We start from the raw sequence: 18,516 nt of genomic DNA, 5'->3' as shown, positions 1-18,516 counted from the left end.
TCAAATAATTAAAAACTGGCACGCAACTTGATATAAGCAAATCATCTTATTTGAATATGCTGTATTACGTAGAGGTTGCTATGTCTATTCTGGTTAAAAATAACATTCATTGGGTGGGTCAACGTGACTGGGAAGTGCGCGATTTCCACGGGACGGAATACAAAACGCTGCGCGGCAGCAGCTACAATAGCTATCTCATCCGCGAAGAAAAAAACGTGCTGATCGATACCGTCGATCACAAGTTCAGCCGCGAGTTCGTGCAGAACCTGCGCAGCGAAATCGACCTGGACGCCATCGACTACATCATCATCAACCACGCGGAAGAAGATCACGCCGGCGCGCTGACCGAGCTGATGTCTTACATCCCGAACACGCCGATCTACTGCACCACCAACGCCATCGACTCGATCAACGGCCACCACCACCATCCGGAGTGGAATTTCCACACCGTGAAAACCGGCGACGCGCTGGATATCGGCAACGGCAAGCAGCTGATCTTCGTGGAAACGCCGATGCTGCACTGGCCGGACAGCATGATGACCTACATGACCGGCGACGCGGTGCTGTTCAGCAACGATGCCTTCGGCCAGCACTACTGCGACGAACGCCTGTTTAATGACGAAGTGGATCAGACCGAACTGTTCGAACAGTGCCAGCGGTACTACGCCAACATCCTTACCCCGTTCAGCCGCCTGGTGACGCCTAAAATCACCGAGATCCTCGGCTTTAATCTGCCGGTGGAGATGATTGCTACCTCTCACGGCGTGGTGTGGCGTGAAAATCCCACCCAGATTGTGGAGCTGTACCTGAAATGGGCGGCGGACTATCAGGAAGACCGCATTACGATTTTCTACGACACCATGTCCAACAACACCCGCATGATGGCGGACGCCATTGCCCAGGGCATCAACGAAGTGGACCCGAACGTGGCGGTGAAAATCTTCAACGTGGCGCGCAGCGATAAGAACGAGGTATTGACCAACGTGTTCCGCTCTAAGGGCGTGCTGGTGGGCACCTCCACCATGAACAACGTAATGATGCCGAAAATTGCCGGTCTGGTGGAAGAGATGACCGGCCTGCGCTTCCGTAACAAGCGCGCCAGCGCCTTTGGCTCCCACGGCTGGAGCGGCGGCGCGGTAGACCGCCTTTCCACCCGTTTACAGGATGCCGGTTTTGAGATGTCCCTCAGCCTTAAAGCCAAATGGCGACCGGATATCGACGCCCTGGAGATCTGCCGCCAGCACGGCCGCGACATTGCGCGGCAGTGGGCGCTTGCACCGCTTCCGCAAGCAGCGAAACCGGTCGAACAGCAGGGCACCTGTGCCTGCGCCGCTGCGGCTGCCGCCGACCTCGGCCCGCGCATGCAGTGCAGCGTCTGCCAGTGGATCTACGACCCTGAGCTGGGCGAGCCGCTGCAGGACGTTGCGCCGGGTACGCCGTGGAGTGACGTGCCGGACAACTTCCTCTGCCCGGAATGTTCCCTCGGGAAAGACGTTTTTGATGAACTGGCAACGGAGGCAAAATGAGCCACGGCATCGTCATCATCGGCTCGGGCTTTGCCGCCCGTCAGCTGGTGAAAAACATCCGCAAACAGGACGCCAGCGTGCCGCTGACGTTGATTGCCGCCGACAGCATGGACGAGTACAACAAGCCTGACTTAAGCCACGTGATTAGTCAGAATCAGCGCGCCGAAGATCTCACCCGCCAGACGGCGGGGGAGTTCGCCGAGCTGTTTAACCTGCGCCTGTTCCCGTACACCTGGGTCACCGACATCGACGCCGCCGCTCACGTTGTGAAAGCGACAGAGAAAACCTGGCAGTACGACAGGCTGGTGCTTGCCACGGGTGCCTCTGCGTTTGTGCCGCCGATTGAGGGCCGCGAGCTGATAATCACCCTCAACAGCCAGCAGGAGTATCAGGCCAGCGAAACGGGGCTTCGCGACGCGCAGCGCGTGATGATTGTCGGCGGCGGGCTGATAGGCACCGAGCTGGCGATGGATTTCTGCCGGGCGGGAAAATCCGTGACTCTGGTCGACCATGCGGCGAGCATTCTGTCGTCGCTGATGCCCGCAGAAGTAAGCAGTCGCTTACAGCATCGCCTGACCGACATGGGGGTACATCTGCTGTTGAAATCGCAGCTGCAAAGCCTGAGTAAAACCGAAGGCGGCATTCGTGCCATGCTCGACCGCAACCGCAGCGTTGAGGTCGATGCGGTTATCGCGGCGACGGGCCTGCGCCCGGAAACCGCGCTGGCGCATCGCGCAGGCGCCGAAATACAGCGTGGCGTGAAGGTAAATAGCTATCTGCAAACCACGCAACCTGATATTTACGCGTTAGGAGACTGCGCTGAAATTAATGGTCAGGCACTTCCCTTTTTACAGCCAATCCAATTAAGCGCGATGTATCTTGCTAAAAACCTGCTCGGCGGCAGCGCGCCGCTGAAATTACCCGCCATGCTAATTAAAGTAAAAACGCCGGAATTACCGCTGCATCTCGCAGGTGAAACGCAGCGTCAGGATCTGAGCTGGAAAATAACCCTCGAACAGCAGGGAATGGTCGCGCATGGCGTAGACAACGAGGATCAACTACGCGCTTTTGTGGTCAGTGAAGATCGGATGAAGGAGGCTTTCGCTCTGCTGAAATTGCTACCTGCTTAACCCTCTTTTTGCCGGGTGGCGCTTCGCCTACCCGGCCTGCAAAAGGGTCATGCTTACTTAACCTTTGGATATTATTATTCACCGCCCCGATATCCCGGAGCTTTTTTTTACGAATCCTATTCATAAAATAAATGCAAAGCAGATATATCATCGCTATCAATCCCTTATTTATTATTTTCGTAAATACTTTAATATGGAAAAGCTTAAAAACATCATCTCGATTTATTATTGACGCCCGCCCCAGCCTGAAAAGATATGAGCAGCCGGAGGTAAATCATGGCGAATTTTTATAAATAACTCAATTATCTTTCTCGCTATTTCACACAAGCGAAGAATGCGGAATATATTTTATTCCGCAAAAGTCCTATATTTTCAGCATTTTTTATCGGTATGCCGCTTTGCGCCAGCCATTGAGGAAGTCGCGGAGGTTACGCTGTGCAGGAGCCGGATCAGGAACGCACCACCAGCGCGTCGTAGCCGCGCCAGCGGTAGTTGACCATGGAGATCAGCCAGCAGGAAACGAACAGCCCGACCACCACAAATCCGGCGTTGCCCAGGTTGTCGTTTACCGTGCCAATCAGATCCCACACGCCGCCGCTGAGGGCAAATTTGTCCATCAGCAGACCCAGCGCTTCCAGCCCGCCGATAAACAGCGCCACCACCACGGAGGTGCTGGTGATAGTCATGTTGTAGTAGAGCTTGCGCTGCGGCTTGTTAAAGGCCCAGCCGTAGGCGCCGACCATCAGCAGATTATCGAGGGTATCCACCAGCGCCATGCCGCTGGCGAAGAGTGCCGGGAAGATCATGATTGACCACACCGACATCCCGCTGGAGGCGCTGGCGGCAGAGATCCCCAGCACGCCAACCTCGGTGGCCGTGTCAAAGCCGAGACCGAACAGGAAACCCACCAGATACATCTGCCAGCTTTTATTGACGAGGCGGAAGGTTTTGCCAAACAGCCAGTTCATGACGCCGCCCTGGGCAGGCAGCGTGATGTAGCCCTGCACCGGCTGGCCTTTTTTCAGCGCCTGAAAACTGCGCCAGACTCCGCGCAGGATCACCATGTTCACCAGCGCCATCGCCAGCAGGAAGGAGGCGGAAACGGCGGTGCCAATCAGGCTGCCGGTTTCGTGGAACCATTCCATGTTTTTCTGAAACGCCGTCGCGGTGGCGACAATAGCAATGGAGGCCAGCACCACGATGGTGGAGTGCCCCAGCGAGAACCACGCCCCCACGCCGGACGGACGTTTGCCCTGCTGCATCATCTTACGCGTCACGGTATCAATGGCGGCAATGTGGTCGGCGTCCACCGCGTGACGCAGCCCGTAGCACCACGCCAGCAGGCTAGCGGCCATCAGCGCCGTGCTGCCGCTAAAGGTCTGCCATGCCCATCCCCAGGCCAGCAGGTTTGCCATTACCAGAGCCAGCAGCAGAAGCGCGGCGCGAGGTTCATTGCGTAACAGTCGTAACATTTTTAGTCCTTTGTAAACATGACCGGGCAGCGGCGATCGCCGCCTGCCCGAAGGAGATCGCTCCGTCACCTGCGGGCAGGTGCGAAGGAAAAAGAAGCGTAAAGTCAGAAAGATAATGACGCAGGCGCGCGCGCAGCAGACGGTTGTGCAGCACGCCGCCGCTGAGACAGATTGTCGACAGCGACAGGCGCCTGGCATGGAACGCGGCAAGATGCGCCAGCCCTTTTGCCAGCGCGTCGTGAAATGCCCACGCGCGCTCGCAGGGCTCCGCCTGCCAGCTCAGCCACCGCAGCCAGAATTGCGCGAGGTTATCCACTTCCAGCGTCACCGGATGGTCAACACCCGTGCACTGCGATGCCAGGGCTTCCAGCCGGCAGGCCGCTTCCCCTTCGTAACGCTGCGTGTCGATGCCGAGCGCACAGGCAACCGCGTCAAACAGGCGACCACAGGAAGAAGCTCGCGGCGCGTTGATGCCACGCCGGATCGCCGTCGCCAGCAGCGGCCAGTTCTGGCGCTGTACCGCACGCGTTTCAGGGTACTGCTGCCAGTCAGGCACAAACGCCAGGCAGTGGGCGAGTAAATTGCGCCACGGCTGCCGCGCCGCCAGATCGCCCCCCGGAAGCGCAACGGCAGGCAGCCCGCCCAGACGCTCGCACGCGAGATAGTTCACCCGCAGGCACTCCCCGCCCCACAGCGCGCCGTTCTCGCCCATGCCGATCCCGTCCAGCGTCAGGGCAATTGCGTCTTCGCCGTCGAGTGGCCAGCCGTTCTCCGCCAGGCACGCCGCCGCGTGGGCGTGATGATGCAGGACAGTTTCAACGGGCAGCCCCTGTACCTGCGCCCACTGACGCGCGCGGTACCCCGGATGGGCATCGCATACAATGCGCTCCGGCTGAAAGCCGTAAATTTCCTGCATCGTCGAGAGCGCGCTGCGCCACTGCGCTTCGACACCCTCGTCACCGAGATCGCCAAAATGCTGGCTCAACACCGCCTGGTTCCCACGCGCCAGGCAGAAGGTGTTTTTCATCTCCGCGCCGGTGCATAGCATGGCGGGAATATTCTCGAAACCCGCAGGCAACGTGATGGCATCGGGCACAAAACCGCGCGCCCGGCGCAGCATCGCCCCGTCTCGATCCATCACCGAGTCGTCCATCCGCTGCAGGATATCGCGGTTATGCAGCAGGAAACCGTCCGCGATGCCGCTGAGCTCCTCCAGCGCCTGCCGGCTGGTGATGGCTGGCGGTCTGCCGCTGAGGTTACCTGAAGTCATCACCAGCGGGCGCTGGCAGTCCATCATCAAAAGATGCTGCAGCGGGTTCGCAGGAAGCATGATGCCCACGGAATCCAGACCGGGCGCGATACCTTCCGGGAACGCGGGCAGCCAGGCTTTTGGCGTGAGCACAATGGGTGCGGCGGGTGTGCGCAGCAGCGTCTGAACCGTCTCCGGCAGGTCATCCGCATGCGGGATCATCACCGCCAGCGGCTTCGACGGGCGCTGTTTGCGTGACCGCAATTTCACTATCGCCTGTGGGTTTTGCGCATCGCAGACGAGGTGAAAGCCGCCCAGCCCTTTGACGGAGACAATACCGCCGCTTTTCAGCATCGCCACCGCCGCGCGCAGCGCAGCTTCACGGTCAGCAGTTATGTCGCCCGCACGCCACATAAGCGCGGGCCCGCAGTCCGGGCAGGCGACCGGCTGAGCGTGAAAACGGCGGTCGGCAGGATTGCGGTACTCTGCTTCACACGGCACACAGAGCGGGAACGGTGCCATTGCCGTGGCCGGGCGGTCGTAGGGCATCGCGCGGATAATGGTAAACCGCGGCCCGCAGTGCGTGCAGTTGATGAACGGATAGCGATAGCGGCGCTCGCCGGGGTCGCGCATTTCAGCCAGGCACGCCGGACAGGTCGCGGCGTCGGGGACGATCTGCGTGTCCATCGCCCCGCCCGCGCTGTGGCGGATGGTAAAGTCCTCCGGCACGTGCGCCCAGGTAAACGGCTGCGTTTCCACGTGGTCAATGCGTGCCAGCGGCGGGCAGTCCTGATGCAGCCTCGCGGTAAAGGCCCCCCCATTACCCGCGAGGCGCACCAGCACGCCCTCTCCGTCATTGCAGACGTCACCGGTCAACTGAAGCGCCTGCGCCAGCTGCCAGACGAAGGGACGAAACCCTACGCCCTGCACTTTGCCGCGCACGCGCAGCTGAACGCCGTTGCTGCTCATACGGTTCAGAACAGCAGTGATGACGAGGTGTCGAACGCCGCGCGACGGCGCTTTTCGGCGCTCATCTGCTCAAGCTTGTCGCGATCCACGCAGACCAGCGCGTGCGTCGGGCAGGCTTCCATGCAGGCCGGACCGGCGTCGCGGTGGTAGCACAGGTCGCACTTGTTGGCTTCGGCTTTCTCCGCCCGCACGCTCAGCCCCATACCGCTGTTGCGCACCACCGGACGGACCACCACCTCCATCGCGCCATACGGGCAGGCGACCACGCAGGTTTTGCAGCCAATGCAGCGCTCCTGCATCACGTGCACAAAGCCTTTCTCGCGTTTAATCGCCCCGTTCGGGCAGACGTTCGCGCACGGTGCGTCTTCGCACTGGCGACAGATGGCGGCGGTGGAAATATTCACGCCTTTGATGACGTGGATGCGCGGCAGGAAGGTGTCAGGGGTAAGCGACGCGCAGTCCTGCTCCGCCTGATGGGAAACCACGCACGCCACTTCACAGGTACGGCAACCAATACACTTACTGGCATCGGCCATAATAAAACGGTTCATCTGCTTCTCCAGCATTACAGTTATGCGCGGAGATATTCATAAACCGTGCCAATAATTAACTTATTGATTTTATTTGATTTTAAAAATTAAAGCGGTGCTGTCATCGTCACTTATGACGATGACAGCTGTCGACATCAGCGGTGTGGGCCGTCAATTACAGAGTCACGCAGGACAAGCTCGCCGGAGAAGGTTTGTTGATACTTAAACTCGCCGCCGTCGAGCATGAAGATCAGGCGGCTGATGGTTTCTTTAATCATCTCCGTCACCGGAATACGCACGCTGGAAAGCGACGGCACGATGTAGGGCGCGATGGCCACGTCGTCGAAACCGATCACCGACACCGCGTCCGGTGCGGCCACGCCGCTGTCGTGCAGCAGCTTCATGGCGCCGATCGCCATGTCGTCATTACTCGCCACCAGCGCCGTAAAGCGTTCACCGCGAGCAAGCAGTTCGGCAACCGCCGCCGCGCCGCTGGCGGGGTTCCACTTCCCCTGCGCAATCAGACCCTCGCGCAGCGGAATACCGTGCTGCGCCAGCGCGTCCTTGTAGCCGGAGAGACGCTCAACCCCGGTGGGAGAATCCAGCGAGCCGGTGATAAACGCGATCTCCCGGTGCCCTTTCGCAATCAGCTTCGACACCGCGTCCTGGCTGGAGGCTTTATGATCTGACCAGACGCTGTGGCTGCTGTTTTTCCGCAGGCGACGGTTGAGCACCATAATGGGCTGCTCGCACTTCTCGACGATCTCATCCATTTCATCCACGCTCAGAAAACGCGGATAGATGATCACCGCGTCGCAGCGCATATCGAGCAGGTACTGGATCGCCTCGCGCTCTTCATCCGCGCTATGCTTGCCGTCCGCGAGGATCAGCTGCCGCCCCTTTTCTTCCGTCATGCGCGCGGCGTGAAACAGCAGTTCGCTAAAATAGACGCCGTGATAAAGGGTGTTCGTCACCACCAGGCCCAGCGTCTGGGTGCGTTTGGTCGCCAGGTTTCGCGCCAGCAAATTCGGGCGATAGCCGCTTTCTTCAATGGCCTGAAACACCCGATCTTTGGTTTCCTGGCTAACGTAGCCATTGCCCGACAGCACCCGGGATACCGTGGCTTTCGAAACGCCTGCCCGCTTCGCCACTTCCAGCATCGTGGTCATGTTGTTATTCCGTCTGAATCTGATGGAGCGCAGTGTACTGCACTGCAAAAAAATTGTCGCAGCGATGAAATCACGCTTTCGATACTCCATTGCGATCTGCATCACGAAACGAAAAAATGGTCAAAAACCGATCTTGTTTCATTCATAGAAACTCATGATGATTATGTGGAACCGGTTTCCTACATTTCTCACAACAATAATAGGATCACATCCGATGGCCAAAAATTACGCTGCGCTGGCGAACGACGTCATCAGCGCGCTGGGCGGTAAAGAGAACATCGTCGCCGTCACCCACTGCATGACGCGACTGCGTTTCGTTCTGAAAGATGAAACCCTCACCGATGCCGCACGCCTGAAAAGCATCAGCGGCGTCCTTGGCGTAGTGCGCAACGACAACCAGTGCCAGGTGATTATTGGCAACACGGTGTCACAGGCGTACCGCGAAGTAGTAAGCCTGCTGCCCACGGAACTGCAGCCCGCAGTGCCGGAAGGACCGCAGAAACTGACGCTGCGCCGCATTGGCGCCGGGATCCTCGACGCGCTGATCGGCACCATGTCCCCGCTGATCCCGGCGATCATCGGCGGCTCGATGGTCAAGCTGCTGGCGATGATCCTTGAGATGACCGGCGTGCTGCCAAAAGGCGCGCCGACGCTGACTATTCTGACCGTCATCGGCGACGGCGCGTTCTTCTTCCTGCCGCTGATGGTGGCAGCCTCGGCGGCGGTGAAATTCAAAACCAACATGTCGCTGGCCATCGCCATCGCGGGCGTGCTGGTGCACCCGAGCTTTATCGAGCTGATGGCAAAAGCCGCGCAGGGTGAGCACGTTGAGTTCGCCTTTATCCCGGTGACGGCGGTGAAATACACCTACACCGTCATCCCGGCGCTGGTCATGACCTGGTGCCTGTCATACATCGAACGCTGGGTGGATCGTATTACCCCGGCGGTGACGAAAAACTTCCTCAAGCCGATGCTGATCGTGCTGATTGCCGCCCCGCTCGCCATCGTGCTGATTGGCCCGCTGGGGATCTGGATCGGTAGCGCCATCTCCGCGCTGGTCTACACCATTCACGGCTACCTGGGCTGGCTCTCCGTCGCCATTATGGGCGCGCTCTGGCCGCTGCTGGTGATGACCGGGATGCATCGCGTGTTTACGCCGACCATCATTCAGACCATTGCCGAGACGGGCAAGGAAGGGATGGTGATGCCGTCGGAAATTGGCGCCAACCTGTCGCTCGGCGGCTCTTCGCTGGCGGTGGCGTGGAAAACCAAAAACCCGGAGCTGCGCCAGACGGCGCTGGCGGCGGCAGCCTCCGCCATTATGGCGGGGATTTCTGAACCGGCCCTGTACGGCGTGGCGGTGCGTCTGAAACGTCCGCTGATTGCGAGCCTGATCAGCGGCTTTATCTGCGGCGCGGTGGCCGGTATCGCGGGTCTTGCCAGCCACTCGATGGCGGCTCCGGGGCTGTTTACCAGCGTGCAGTTCTTCGATCCGGCCAACCCGATGACCATCGTCTGGGTGTTTGGCGTGATGGGTCTGGCAGTGGTGCTGTCGTTTGTTCTGACCCTGATACTGGGCTTTGAGGATATTCCTGTCGAAGACGACGCCGAAAAAGCGCGCGCCCTGCAGACCGCACCGGTACAGAACAACGCAGCAAAAGCATAAATTGAAAGCGAGGTAAGAATGTCTGTTTTTCCACAAGGATTTTTATGGGGCGGCGCGCTTGCCGCCAACCAGAGTGAAGGTGCTTACCGTGAGGGCGGCAAAGGGCTGACGACGGTCGATATGATCCCCCACGGCGCGAACCGCCTGGCGGTGAAGCTCGGTAAGGAAAAGCGTTTTTCGCTGCGTGACGACGAATTCTACCCGAGCCACGAGGCGATTGATTTTTACCATCGCTATAAAGAGGACATCGCCCTGATGGCGGAGATGGGCTTTACGGTGTTCCGCACCTCGATCGCCTGGAGCCGCCTCTATCCGAACGGCGACGAACCGCTGCCGAACAAAGAGGGCATTGCCTTCTACCGGGCGGTATTTGAAGAATGCAAAAAGTACAACATCGAACCGCTGGTGACGCTCTGTCACTTCGACGTGCCGATGCACCTGGTGACGGAATACGGATCCTGGCGCAACCGCAAGATGGTGGATTTCTTCGCCCGCTACGCCCGCACCTGCTTTGAGGAATTTAACGGGCTGGTGAAATACTGGCTGACCTTCAACGAAATCAACATCATGCTGCACAGCCCGTTCTCCGGGGCGGGACTGGTGTTTGAGGAAGGCGAAAACGAAGACCAGGTGAAATACCAGGCCGCGCACCACGAGCTGGTGGCGAGCGCGCTGGCGACCAAAATTGCCCACGAGGTGAACCCGGAAAACCAGGTCGGCTGCATGCTGGCGGGCGGGAATTTCTATCCGTACTCCTGCAAGCCGGAAGACGTGTGGATGGCGCTGGAGAAAGACCGCGAGAATCTGTTCTTTATCGACGTGCAGGCGCGCGGCAGCTATCCGGCTTACTCCGCCCGCGTGTTCCGCGAGAAAGGCGTGGTGATTGTGAAAGATCCCGGCGACGACGAACTGCTTAAAAACACCGTCGACTTTGTCTCGTTCAGCTATTACGCCTCGCGCTGCGCGTCGGCGGACATGAACGCGAACAATACCAATGCGGCGAACATCGTCAAATCCCTGCGCAACCCGCACATTCAGGTGAGCGAATGGGGCTGGGGCATCGACCCGCTCGGCCTGCGCATCACCATGAACATGATGTACGACCGCTACCAGAAGCCGCTGTTCCTGGTAGAAAACGGCCTCGGGGCGAAAGATGTCGTTGATGAAAACGGCGAGATTAACGACGACTACCGCATCAGCTATCTGCGCGAGCACATCCGCGCGATGGGCGACGCGATTGAGGACGGCGTGCCGCTGATGGGCTACACCACCTGGGGCTGCATTGACCTGGTTTCGGCCTCAACAGGCGAGATGAGCAAGCGCTACGGGTTTGTGTACGTCGACCGCGACGACGCCGGGAACGGCACGCTGGAGCGGAAACGCAAGAAATCGTTCGGATGGTATAAGAAGGTGATTGCAAGTAACGGGGCGGATCTCGAGTAGCCTGTTTTGCCGGGTGGCGGCTTCGCCTTACCCGGCCTACAAAACCGTAGGCCCGGTAAGCGTAGCGCCGCCGGGCGCTGCTCAGAGCTGAGAAAAACCTCCATCCCCAACCCACCCGGCAAGCCGTGAATACACCACGTCCACCGCCTCTTTCACCGGCGGCGTCATCGGGTAATAAAACCCGACAATATCCGGCTGAATGCCCAAAAACAGCACCTCGCCCACGTCACCTTTGATCTGATCCACAAGGTAGTTCAGCGGCATATTGTGGGTGGTCATCATAAACATCTCGGCGATGTCGTCCGGGTCAATCAGGCGGATCTCGCCGGGGTTGAGCCCCATATCGGTGGCATCGACGATTAACAGCCTGTCCGGACGCAGTTCGCGAATGGCGACCACGTCGTTTTCCGGCGCGCTGCCGCCGTCAATCACCAGCCAACTGCCCTGCGGGTTGGCGGCACACATCTCTGCGAGCAGCGGACCCGCGCCGTCGTCGCCCATCATGCTGTTGCCGACACACAGTAAAACGTCAGTCACGTAATCTCCTCACCATCAGGTAGATGGCGCTCTCCTGATGAATATCATGCAGCATGCCGAGCAGCGTTTTGCTCCACGCCTGCTGCGCCGGGGTTTGCCTGCCGAGCGCCGCGTCAAAGGCGTTGGCGAGCATCGCAATGTGGTTCACATCGATCACGATCTCGCCGTACTTCGGCACGCCTTCCATCTTGCGCCGCGCCGTGCTGCCCTCCTCCAGCGTGGCGATCCACGCCAGATATTCCGGCCACGGGCAGCTCAGCGCCGCCTCCAGGCAGTCAATCACCCCGAGGTGATGCCCAATCGCCAGGCTGTAATAGACCACCTGCTGCGCCGCATCCGGCGTGGCATCGTTCTCATCAATAAACTTACGGCTCAGCTGGCTGAACACCACCGTTTCACTCATAGGATTCGCGCCTCATCGACGATGCTGTTCAGGTTCGCCACGATCTCATTGAGGCGCGGATCGTTTTCCGCCTCCAGCCAGCGCGCCACCTGATGGTCGCCCTGGCTCAGCAGGCGCAGATAGTCATCGGCAATCTGACGCCCGTAGCGATAGCCCGCCAGCCTGCGCGCCGTGCGGTCGACCTTCACCCGCAGCGGTTGCACCATGTCCGGGTGCAGAATGGCGGCAGGCTGGTTGTCCAGCTCGCCCGGTTCGCGGGCGTGGATTTTCTGCTCCAGCAGGCCGAGCGCCATGGCAAAGCCGTAAAGCGTGGCGGCGGGCGTCGGCGGACAGCCCGGAATGTAGACGTCCACCGGCACGATTTTGTCGGTGCCGCCCCAGACGCAGTAAAGGTCATGGAAGATGCCGCCGCTGTTGCCGCAGGCGCCGTACGAGATGCAGATTTTCGGGTCCGGCGCGGACTGCCAGGCGCGCAGCGCGGGCGAGCGCATGGCGCGGGTGACGGCCCCGGTGAACAGCAGGATGTCCGCATGACGCGGGGACGGTACCACCTTGATGCCGAAGCGCTCGGCGTCAAACAGCGGCGACAGCGTAGCGAAGATCTCGATCTCGCAGCCGTTGCAGCCGCCGCAGTCCACGCGGTAGACGTAGGCCGAGCGTTTGATTTTTTTCAGCAGCGACGCCTTCATGCTGGCGATGGATTCGTCCACCGTCATCGGCACCGGAATGCCGTTAGCGTCGCGCGGGCCCAGTAGGTTTTCCATCAGCTGGCCTCTCTCATGTGGCGGGTGATATCAATGCGGTCGGACGGCAGCAGGCACTTCTGACGCTTGCACGCCGGGCAGGTTTCAAAGCTTTCGCGGTGATGCTCCGCGCGGGCGTCGCCATTGTGCTGCAGCAGCGCGATGGCGTAGTCGATCTCTTTCTGCACGGCGAACGGACGTCTGCAGACGCGGCAGTTGCACAGCTCAAAGCGCGACTGCTGCAGAAAATCCTCTTTCTTCCACACCGCCAGCTCGTATTCCTGCGACAGGCGAATGGCGACCGTCGGGCAGACCTCCTCGCAGCGGCCGCAGAAGATGCAGCGCCCGAGGTTAAACTGCCAGGCCAGCTCGCCGGTTTTGAGATCCGTTTCCACCGTCAGGGCATTCGACGGACAGGCGTTGACGCAGGCCGCGCAGCCGATGCACTGCTGCGGGTTGTGTTCCGGCTTGCCGCGAAAGTTTTTATCCACCGGCATCGGCTCCAGCGGATAGCTGCTGGTTTGCGTGCCGGTTTTGATCGCTTTTTTGATAAAGGTAAACATGACTAATCCTTATTTCAGCGGCGAGTTCTTACGCTCGATGCTGTAGCGCTCAAGCTCTTTGTACGGCACCACCTGGCTTTTCTTCTTGCGCACGTCGACCACGGTCATGCGGTCGGTGCAGGAGTAGCACGGGTCGAGGCTGCCGATGATCAGCGGCGCATCGGAAACCGTGTTGCCGCGCAGCATGTAGCGCAGGGTTGGCCAGTTGGCGTAGGTGGCCGCACGGCAGCGCCAGCGGTAAAGCTTCTGGTTGTCGCCGGTCATGCTCCAGTGAATGTCGTCCCCGCGCGGCGCTTCGGCAAAGCCGAGGGCAAAGCGGTTCGGAATGTAGGTGAAGCCCTCCACCATCAGCGGGCCGCCAGGCAGGTTATCAAGGCCGTAGTCGATCATGTTCAGTGCCGTGAACACCTCGTTGATGCGCACCTTGAGGCGAGAGATGACGTCGCAGCCCTGCTCGCTGTGCACGGTCATCGGCAGCAGGCCGTAGCCGACGAACGGGTGATCGGCACGGGTGTCGCGGGCGTGGCCGCTGGCGCGCACCATCGGGCCGACGTTGCTGAAGTCGCGGGCAATTTCCGGGTCAAGACGGCCGACGCCGACGGTGCGCTGCTCGATGTTTGGCGTGCTGAGCAGCATATCCACCAGCTCCTGCACGTCGCGGCGCATCTGCTGCGCCAGCTGGCGGGTCTGGATCATGTCGTTTTTCAGCAGGTCGCGACGGATCCCGCCGATCAGGTTCAGACCGTACGTTTTGCGCGCCCCGGTGAGGATCTCCGCCATCTTCATCGACGCTTCGCGCACGCGGAAGAACTGCATAAACCCGGAATCAAACCCGACGAAGTGACAGGCCAGGCCGAGGTTCAGCAGGTGCGAGTGCAGGCGCTCCACCTCAAGCAGAATGGCGCGGATCATCTGCGCGCGTTCCGGCACCACGATCCCCATGCCGTTCTCCACCGAGGTAGTGTAGGCGGTGCTGTGGGCGAAGCCGCAGATGCCGCACACGCGGTCAGAGAGGAAGGTCACTTCGTTGTAGCCCATGCGGGTTTCCGCCAGCTTTTCCATCCCGCGGTGGACGTAGAACAGACGGTAGTCGGCGTCGATAATGTTTTCGCCGTCGACGAACAGGCGGAAGTGGCCCGGTTCGTCGGAGGTGACGTGCAGCGGGCCGATCGGCACCACGTTGTTCTTCTTGCTGCCCAGCTCGTTGATGAACTCGTAAGTTTCGCTGTCGGTAGTTGGGGCCGGACGCTGGCGGTAGTCCATGCTGTCTTTACGCAGCGGATAGAGTTCGTCCGGCCAGTCGTCAGGCAGCACCAGGCGGCGCTCGTCCGGCAGGCCGACCGGCACCAGACCGTACATGTCGCGCACTTCGCGCTCGCCCCAGACGGCCGCGGGCACGCGGGGCGTGACGGACGGGTATTCTGGCTTAGCCGGGTCGACTTCGACGCGCACGGTGATCCAGCACTTCTCGCCCTGCTCCATCGACATCACGTAGTACACCGCGTAACTGCCGCACAGCTGGCGCTCGTCGTTACCGAACAGCACCGACAGCCAGCCGCCCTGCTGGTAGTAGAGAAACTCCACCACTTCCGGCAGATAGTTCACCTTAATGGTGACGGTTATCTGGTCTTTGGTTTGCCAGGACTCCTCCAGCACCACGCCGGGGAAAGCCTGATGCAATGCGGCGAGATACTGCTGACCTTTCTTTTCTTCAGACATAAATACTCTCTTTAATCACGCCACCAGCAAGGAGACGAACGCTAAAAATGCAAAACCAAACCCGGCCCAGGTGATGCGGGACGTTTCCAAAAAACGCAGACGCGCCATGCTGTTTTCGAACAGGGCAATCACCAGCACGCCGACCAGCAGCTTGAGGGCGGCAACCACGACGGCCAGCAGCAGACCGCCCGCGGAGAAGTGCGTCATCTGCCCCCACGGGAAGAAGACGCCGACAAACATTTGCAGCACCACCAGCTGTTTGAGGCTAATGCCCCACTTCAGCACCGCAAAGCCGTAGCCGCTGTACTCGGTGAGCGGCCCTTCCTGCAGTTCCTGCTCGGCTTCCGCCAGATCGAACGGCAGTTTGCCCATCTCGATAAAGGTGGCGAACGCGCAGGCGCACAGCGCCAGCACCAGCGGAATGGAGCGGGCAACCGGCCAGTGGTAGACGGCGTGGGTGATAAAGCTGATGTGGGTGGAGCCCGCAACCTGCGCGGCAACCCACAGCCCCAGCAGCAGGATCGGCTCAACCAGCACGCCGAGCATCGCCTCGCGGCTGGCACCGATGCCGGTAAACGGGCTCCCGGTGTCCAGGCCCGCGATGGCAAAGAAGAAGCGGGCGATAGCGAAGAGGTAGATAAGCGTGATCAGATCGCCGAGCGCCGGCAGCGGCGATCCCACCGTGACCACCGGCAGCGCGGTGGCGATGGTCAGCATCACGCCCACCATCACAAACGGCGTCAGACGGAAGACCCAGCCTGCGGCATCCGGCGCCACGCTCTGGCGAGAAAACAGCTTGAAGAGATCGCGATACTCCTGGAGCACACCAGGGCCGCGACGGTTGTGCATCCGGGCGCGCGCCACGCGCGTGATGCCCGACAGCAGCGGCGCCACGGCGAACAACACCAGCGCCTGAAGAATTGCCAGTAATAGACTCATGTCAGGCTCCTCGTGAAATCACAATGACCACCAGCACCGCCAGTTCGATCAGCGCCAGACGGCGGAACAGCGCGGGTGCGGCAGCGCTCTGCCAGCCGGGTACCCAGCCGACCGGGTTCAGCCAGTGGCGCAGCTTCAGCACGGCGGCAAAGTTTTCTTTTACCGGCATGGCGAAGCCGTGGGCGGTAATGACCATCGACTGTTCGTGTTCGTAGCCGCAGGCCCACGCCGCACCGCGCGAGCGGGAGGCGAGCCGGTCGCGTTTGAAGAACATCATCAGGATGAGCGGTAGCAGCGGTGCGCCAATCAGCAGCAGCGCAATCATTGGCTGAGAGACGGTGGTATTCGCCACGGTCAGCGGCAGCGGAATGGCGTTGCCCAGCAGCGGTAGCAGCCACGGCGCAGCGACGCCGCCCGCAATGCAGCACAGCGCCAGCGCGACCACGCTCACGCCCATCAACAACGGTGCGCAGCAGGCGTTTCCCGCTTCGCGGGTGCGCGGCGCACCGAGGAAGGTCACGCCGTAGACTTTCGCCATGCACATCACCGCCAGCGCCCCGGTAATCGCCAGCCCGACCGCCAGCAGCGGCCCCAGCAGACGAGCGATAAACGCATCGCTCTGACCGAGGGCGAAGAAGGACTGATAGATCACCCACTCCCCGGCAAAGCCGTTCAGCGGCGGCAGCGCGGCCATCGCCATCAGCCCGACCAGCATCGCCAGTGAAATCACCGGCATCTTTTTGCCAATCCCACCGAGCTTTTCGATATCCCGATGGCCGGTGCGGAACCAGACGCTTCCTGCGCCGAGAAACAGCGTACTTTTAAACAGACTGTGGTTGACGAGGTGATAAAGACCGCCGATAAAACCGGCCGCAATCAGCGCCGGCTGGTTGAGCGCCAGCCCGGTCACGCCCGCGCCAATGCCGAGCAGGATGATGCCGATATTCTCCAGCGTGTGGTACGCCAGAAGACGCTGGATATTGTGCTCCATCAGCGCGTACAGGCCGCCGACGAACGCCGTAATCATGCCGGCGACCAGCAGCACAACGCCCCACCACAGCGGCGGCTGGCCGCCGGTCAGCGTAATCGCCAGGATCCCGAACAGACCGACCTTCATCACCACCACAGAAAACAGCGCGGCGGCGGGCGCGGAGGCATTCGCATGCGCCTGCGGCACCCAGCCGTGCAGCGGAATGATGCCGGCGAGCAGGCCAAAGCCGAGCACGCCCAGCAGCCAGACGTCATTGCCCAGCGGATGCCCGTTGAGCACAGCGAAATCCAGCGTGCCGAAGCGCTGCCACACCAGCCAGCAGGCCAGCGCCAGCAGCAGCGTTCCGAGGCGTCCCAGCACAAACCACAGCTTGCCGGAGGCGCTGCAGCCTGTCAGGAACACGCCGCACAGCGCCATGATCTCCGCCATCACCACCAGCGCGCCGAGATTGCTGGCGGTCACGGTGCAGATCGCCGTCGCCATCAGCAGGTTAACCAGCAGGCCGTTGGCTTTAGCGTGCGGGTGGCAGTGCCAGTCGATATTGAACAGGCTGATAAACACCCCGCACAGGCCAAACGTCACCAGCCAGATGGCGTTCAGGGGAGTGATCTCAACCGTGTGGCGAATCAGCGGCATCACGGTCTCTGCCGACTGGCCGCCGAGCAGAACAACGCCGCCTGCCGCCAGCGTCATCAGGCTAGCGACCGCCCCGCCGAGCCCGGCGATCGCGCCGCTCAGGGTTTTATGGAATGAGAAGATCGGCGCCAGAACGGCGGCGGCCGCAAAACAGGCTACCGCGCTGGTAATCATCATCACCGCGTTCATTTCACCCCCTCGTTAAGCGCCTGTAGCAGAGAAAGGTCGCCAAAATCACTGTTGATGGTCAGCTCGCGTTTGCGCTTGCTGGTACGGGCGATGTCGCGAATGTTAACCAGAATCAACGCTTTAGTCGGGCAGGTGCGCACGCAGGCCGGGCCCTGCTCATCGAAGCTGCACAGGTCGCATTTCACCGCAACGGCACGGATGCCGGGCACCCAGTCCAAAAGCGAGCTTACGCGCGCAGGCGCCGGCGGCGCGGGCGGGGCTTTTGGCGAGTTGGCATTCGCCGGGATATGCAGCGGTCGGCTGCCGGAAAACTCAATCGCGCCGAACGGGCAGGCAATGCCGCACAGCTTGCAGCTTACGCACAGGCTTTCGTTCAGCTGGACAGCGCCATCCACGCGGGTGATGGCATTTACAGGACAGACACCCGCGCACGGGGCATCCTCACAGTGATGGCAGAGCTGCGGGGCAGACTCTTTTTCATTGCGCATGACGTGCAGGCGCGGCATGGACTGCAGCCCATGCAGGCGATGCGTTTCCGAACACGCCGCCTCACAGGTTCGACAGCCAATGCAGACCGTCGAGTCAGCAATTACAAAACGGTTCACCGGGTTATCCTCTGGTGATAGTCATTTTTGTCGAAAA

Annotated in this window: 16 protein-coding genes; 4 read left to right on the top strand and 12 right to left on the bottom strand. The window is 60.6% G+C overall.

From position 1 onward, the window contains the following. Positions 1-80 precede the first annotated feature (80 nt). Positions 81-1,526, top strand: coding sequence for an anaerobic nitric oxide reductase flavorubredoxin (norV, locus tag USH94_RS04005; RefSeq protein ID WP_111965502.1), 1,446 nt, complete (start codon positions 81-83; stop codon positions 1,524-1,526). Continuing rightward, positions 1,523-2,656 (top strand): NADH:flavorubredoxin reductase NorW, encoded by a 1,134-nt coding sequence (norW, locus tag USH94_RS04000; RefSeq protein ID WP_111965489.1) that lies wholly within the window; start codon positions 1,523-1,525, stop codon positions 2,654-2,656. Before norV ends, norW begins: the two co-directional genes overlap by 4 nt. A 449-nt stretch (positions 2,657-3,105) precedes the next feature. Here norW and USH94_RS03995 read toward each other — a convergent pair whose 3' ends face one another. From USH94_RS03995 to USH94_RS03980, 4 genes are all read right to left on the bottom strand, one after another. Next, positions 3,106-4,128: a HoxN/HupN/NixA family nickel/cobalt transporter gene (locus USH94_RS03995; RefSeq protein ID WP_111965488.1), complete on the bottom strand. Its 1,023-nt coding sequence runs from the start codon at positions 4,126-4,128 to the stop codon at positions 3,106-3,108. Continuing rightward, positions 4,106-6,346, bottom strand: coding sequence for a carbamoyltransferase HypF (hypF, locus tag USH94_RS03990; RefSeq protein WP_111965487.1), 2,241 nt, complete (start codon positions 6,344-6,346; stop codon positions 4,106-4,108). Before hypF ends, USH94_RS03995 begins: the two co-directional genes overlap by 23 nt. 5 nt (positions 6,347-6,351) lie before the next feature. Further along, complete coding sequence (hydN, locus tag USH94_RS03985; protein ID WP_023308960.1) at positions 6,352-6,897, bottom strand: electron transport protein HydN; 546 nt, start codon at positions 6,895-6,897, stop codon at positions 6,352-6,354. A 134-nt stretch (positions 6,898-7,031) separates the two neighbouring features. Then, positions 7,032-8,045 (bottom strand): LacI family DNA-binding transcriptional regulator, encoded by a 1,014-nt coding sequence (locus tag USH94_RS03980; protein ID WP_111965486.1) that lies wholly within the window; start codon positions 8,043-8,045, stop codon positions 7,032-7,034. A gap of 214 nt (positions 8,046-8,259) precedes the next feature. Here USH94_RS03980 and ascF point away from each other — a divergent pair, with 214 nt between their 5' ends. Then, a complete protein-coding gene (gene ascF, locus USH94_RS03975; RefSeq protein ID WP_111965485.1) occupies positions 8,260-9,711 on the top strand; it encodes a PTS cellobiose/arbutin/salicin transporter subunit IIBC in 1,452 nt (483 codons plus the stop codon). Positions 9,712-9,729: 18 nt separating this feature from the next. Next, positions 9,730-11,154, top strand: coding sequence for a 6-phospho-beta-glucosidase (locus USH94_RS03970; RefSeq protein WP_023618131.1), 1,425 nt, complete (start codon positions 9,730-9,732; stop codon positions 11,152-11,154). An 81-nt stretch (positions 11,155-11,235) separates the two neighbouring features. On the opposite strand, the gene hycI is transcribed toward USH94_RS03970, so the two are convergent. The 8 genes from hycI to USH94_RS03930 are packed head-to-tail and all read right to left on the bottom strand — an operon-like array spanning position 11,236 to position 18,479. Beyond that, positions 11,236-11,691 (bottom strand): hydrogenase maturation peptidase HycI, encoded by a 456-nt coding sequence (gene hycI / locus USH94_RS03965; RefSeq protein ID WP_111965484.1) that lies wholly within the window; start codon positions 11,689-11,691, stop codon positions 11,236-11,238. Continuing rightward, positions 11,684-12,094, bottom strand: coding sequence for a formate hydrogenlyase maturation HycH family protein (locus USH94_RS03960; RefSeq protein WP_111965483.1), 411 nt, complete (start codon positions 12,092-12,094; stop codon positions 11,684-11,686). The genes hycI and USH94_RS03960 overlap by 8 nt, the downstream gene beginning before the upstream one ends. Continuing rightward, a complete protein-coding gene (locus tag USH94_RS03955; RefSeq protein WP_111965482.1) occupies positions 12,091-12,858 on the bottom strand; it encodes an NADH-quinone oxidoreductase subunit B family protein in 768 nt (255 codons plus the stop codon). The genes USH94_RS03960 and USH94_RS03955 overlap by 4 nt, the downstream gene beginning before the upstream one ends. Further along, positions 12,858-13,400: a formate hydrogenlyase complex iron-sulfur subunit gene (locus tag USH94_RS03950; protein WP_111965481.1), complete on the bottom strand. Its 543-nt coding sequence runs from the start codon at positions 13,398-13,400 to the stop codon at positions 12,858-12,860. The genes USH94_RS03955 and USH94_RS03950 overlap by 1 nt, the downstream gene beginning before the upstream one ends. A 9-nt stretch (positions 13,401-13,409) precedes the next feature. Beyond that, complete coding sequence (hycE, locus tag USH94_RS03945; protein WP_111965480.1) at positions 13,410-15,119, bottom strand: formate hydrogenlyase subunit HycE; 1,710 nt, start codon at positions 15,117-15,119, stop codon at positions 13,410-13,412. A 15-nt stretch (positions 15,120-15,134) separates the two neighbouring features. Beyond that, positions 15,135-16,058, bottom strand: coding sequence for a respiratory chain complex I subunit 1 family protein (locus USH94_RS03940; protein ID WP_111965479.1), 924 nt, complete (start codon positions 16,056-16,058; stop codon positions 15,135-15,137). A 1-nt stretch (position 16,059) separates the two neighbouring features. Then, positions 16,060-17,874, bottom strand: a complete 1,815-nt coding sequence (gene hycC, locus USH94_RS03935) for a formate hydrogenlyase subunit 3 (RefSeq protein WP_111965478.1) — start codon at positions 17,872-17,874, stop codon at positions 16,060-16,062. After that, positions 17,871-18,479, bottom strand: coding sequence for a 4Fe-4S dicluster domain-containing protein (locus USH94_RS03930; RefSeq protein ID WP_111965477.1), 609 nt, complete (start codon positions 18,477-18,479; stop codon positions 17,871-17,873). Before USH94_RS03930 ends, hycC begins: the two co-directional genes overlap by 4 nt. Positions 18,480-18,516: the final 37 nt, after the last annotated feature.

Source organism: Enterobacter sp. 148H3, from assembly GCF_034107425.1.
Lineage (GTDB): Bacteria > Pseudomonadota > Gammaproteobacteria > Enterobacterales > Enterobacteriaceae > Enterobacter > Enterobacter vonholyi.
The sequence above is the reverse complement of the archived record's forward strand: the minus strand, read 5'-3'. Positions and strand labels throughout refer to the sequence as shown.

Bases quoted from the DNA above. Each gene is read 5' to 3' on its own strand.
- USH94_RS03960 (WP_111965483.1), bottom strand. From the start codon at position 12,094: ATGAGTGAAACGGTGGTGTTCAGCCAGCTGAGCCGTAAGTTTATTGAT.
- hycE (WP_111965480.1), bottom strand. From the start codon at position 15,119: ATGTCTGAAGAAAAGAAAGGTCAGCAGTATCTCGCCGCATTGCATCAG.
- USH94_RS03950 (WP_111965481.1), bottom strand. From the start codon at position 13,400: ATGTTTACCTTTATCAAAAAAGCGATCAAAACCGGCACGCAAACCAGC.
- hydN (WP_023308960.1), bottom strand. From the start codon at position 6,897: ATGAACCGTTTTATTATGGCCGATGCCAGTAAGTGTATTGGTTGCCGT.
- norV (WP_111965502.1), top strand. From the start codon at position 81: ATGTCTATTCTGGTTAAAAATAACATTCATTGGGTGGGTCAACGTGAC.
- USH94_RS03995 (WP_111965488.1), bottom strand. From the start codon at position 4,128: ATGTTACGACTGTTACGCAATGAACCTCGCGCCGCGCTTCTGCTGCTG.
- hypF (WP_111965487.1), bottom strand. From the start codon at position 6,346: ATGAGCAGCAACGGCGTTCAGCTGCGCGTGCGCGGCAAAGTGCAGGGC.
- USH94_RS03980 (WP_111965486.1), bottom strand. From the start codon at position 8,045: ATGACCACGATGCTGGAAGTGGCGAAGCGGGCAGGCGTTTCGAAAGCC.
- USH94_RS03940 (WP_111965479.1), bottom strand. From the start codon at position 16,058: ATGAGTCTATTACTGGCAATTCTTCAGGCGCTGGTGTTGTTCGCCGTG.
- hycC (WP_111965478.1), bottom strand. From the start codon at position 17,874: ATGAACGCGGTGATGATGATTACCAGCGCGGTAGCCTGTTTTGCGGCC.
- ascF (WP_111965485.1), top strand. From the start codon at position 8,260: ATGGCCAAAAATTACGCTGCGCTGGCGAACGACGTCATCAGCGCGCTG.
- USH94_RS03970 (WP_023618131.1), top strand. From the start codon at position 9,730: ATGTCTGTTTTTCCACAAGGATTTTTATGGGGCGGCGCGCTTGCCGCC.
- norW (WP_111965489.1), top strand. From the start codon at position 1,523: ATGAGCCACGGCATCGTCATCATCGGCTCGGGCTTTGCCGCCCGTCAG.
- USH94_RS03955 (WP_111965482.1), bottom strand. From the start codon at position 12,858: ATGGAAAACCTACTGGGCCCGCGCGACGCTAACGGCATTCCGGTGCCG.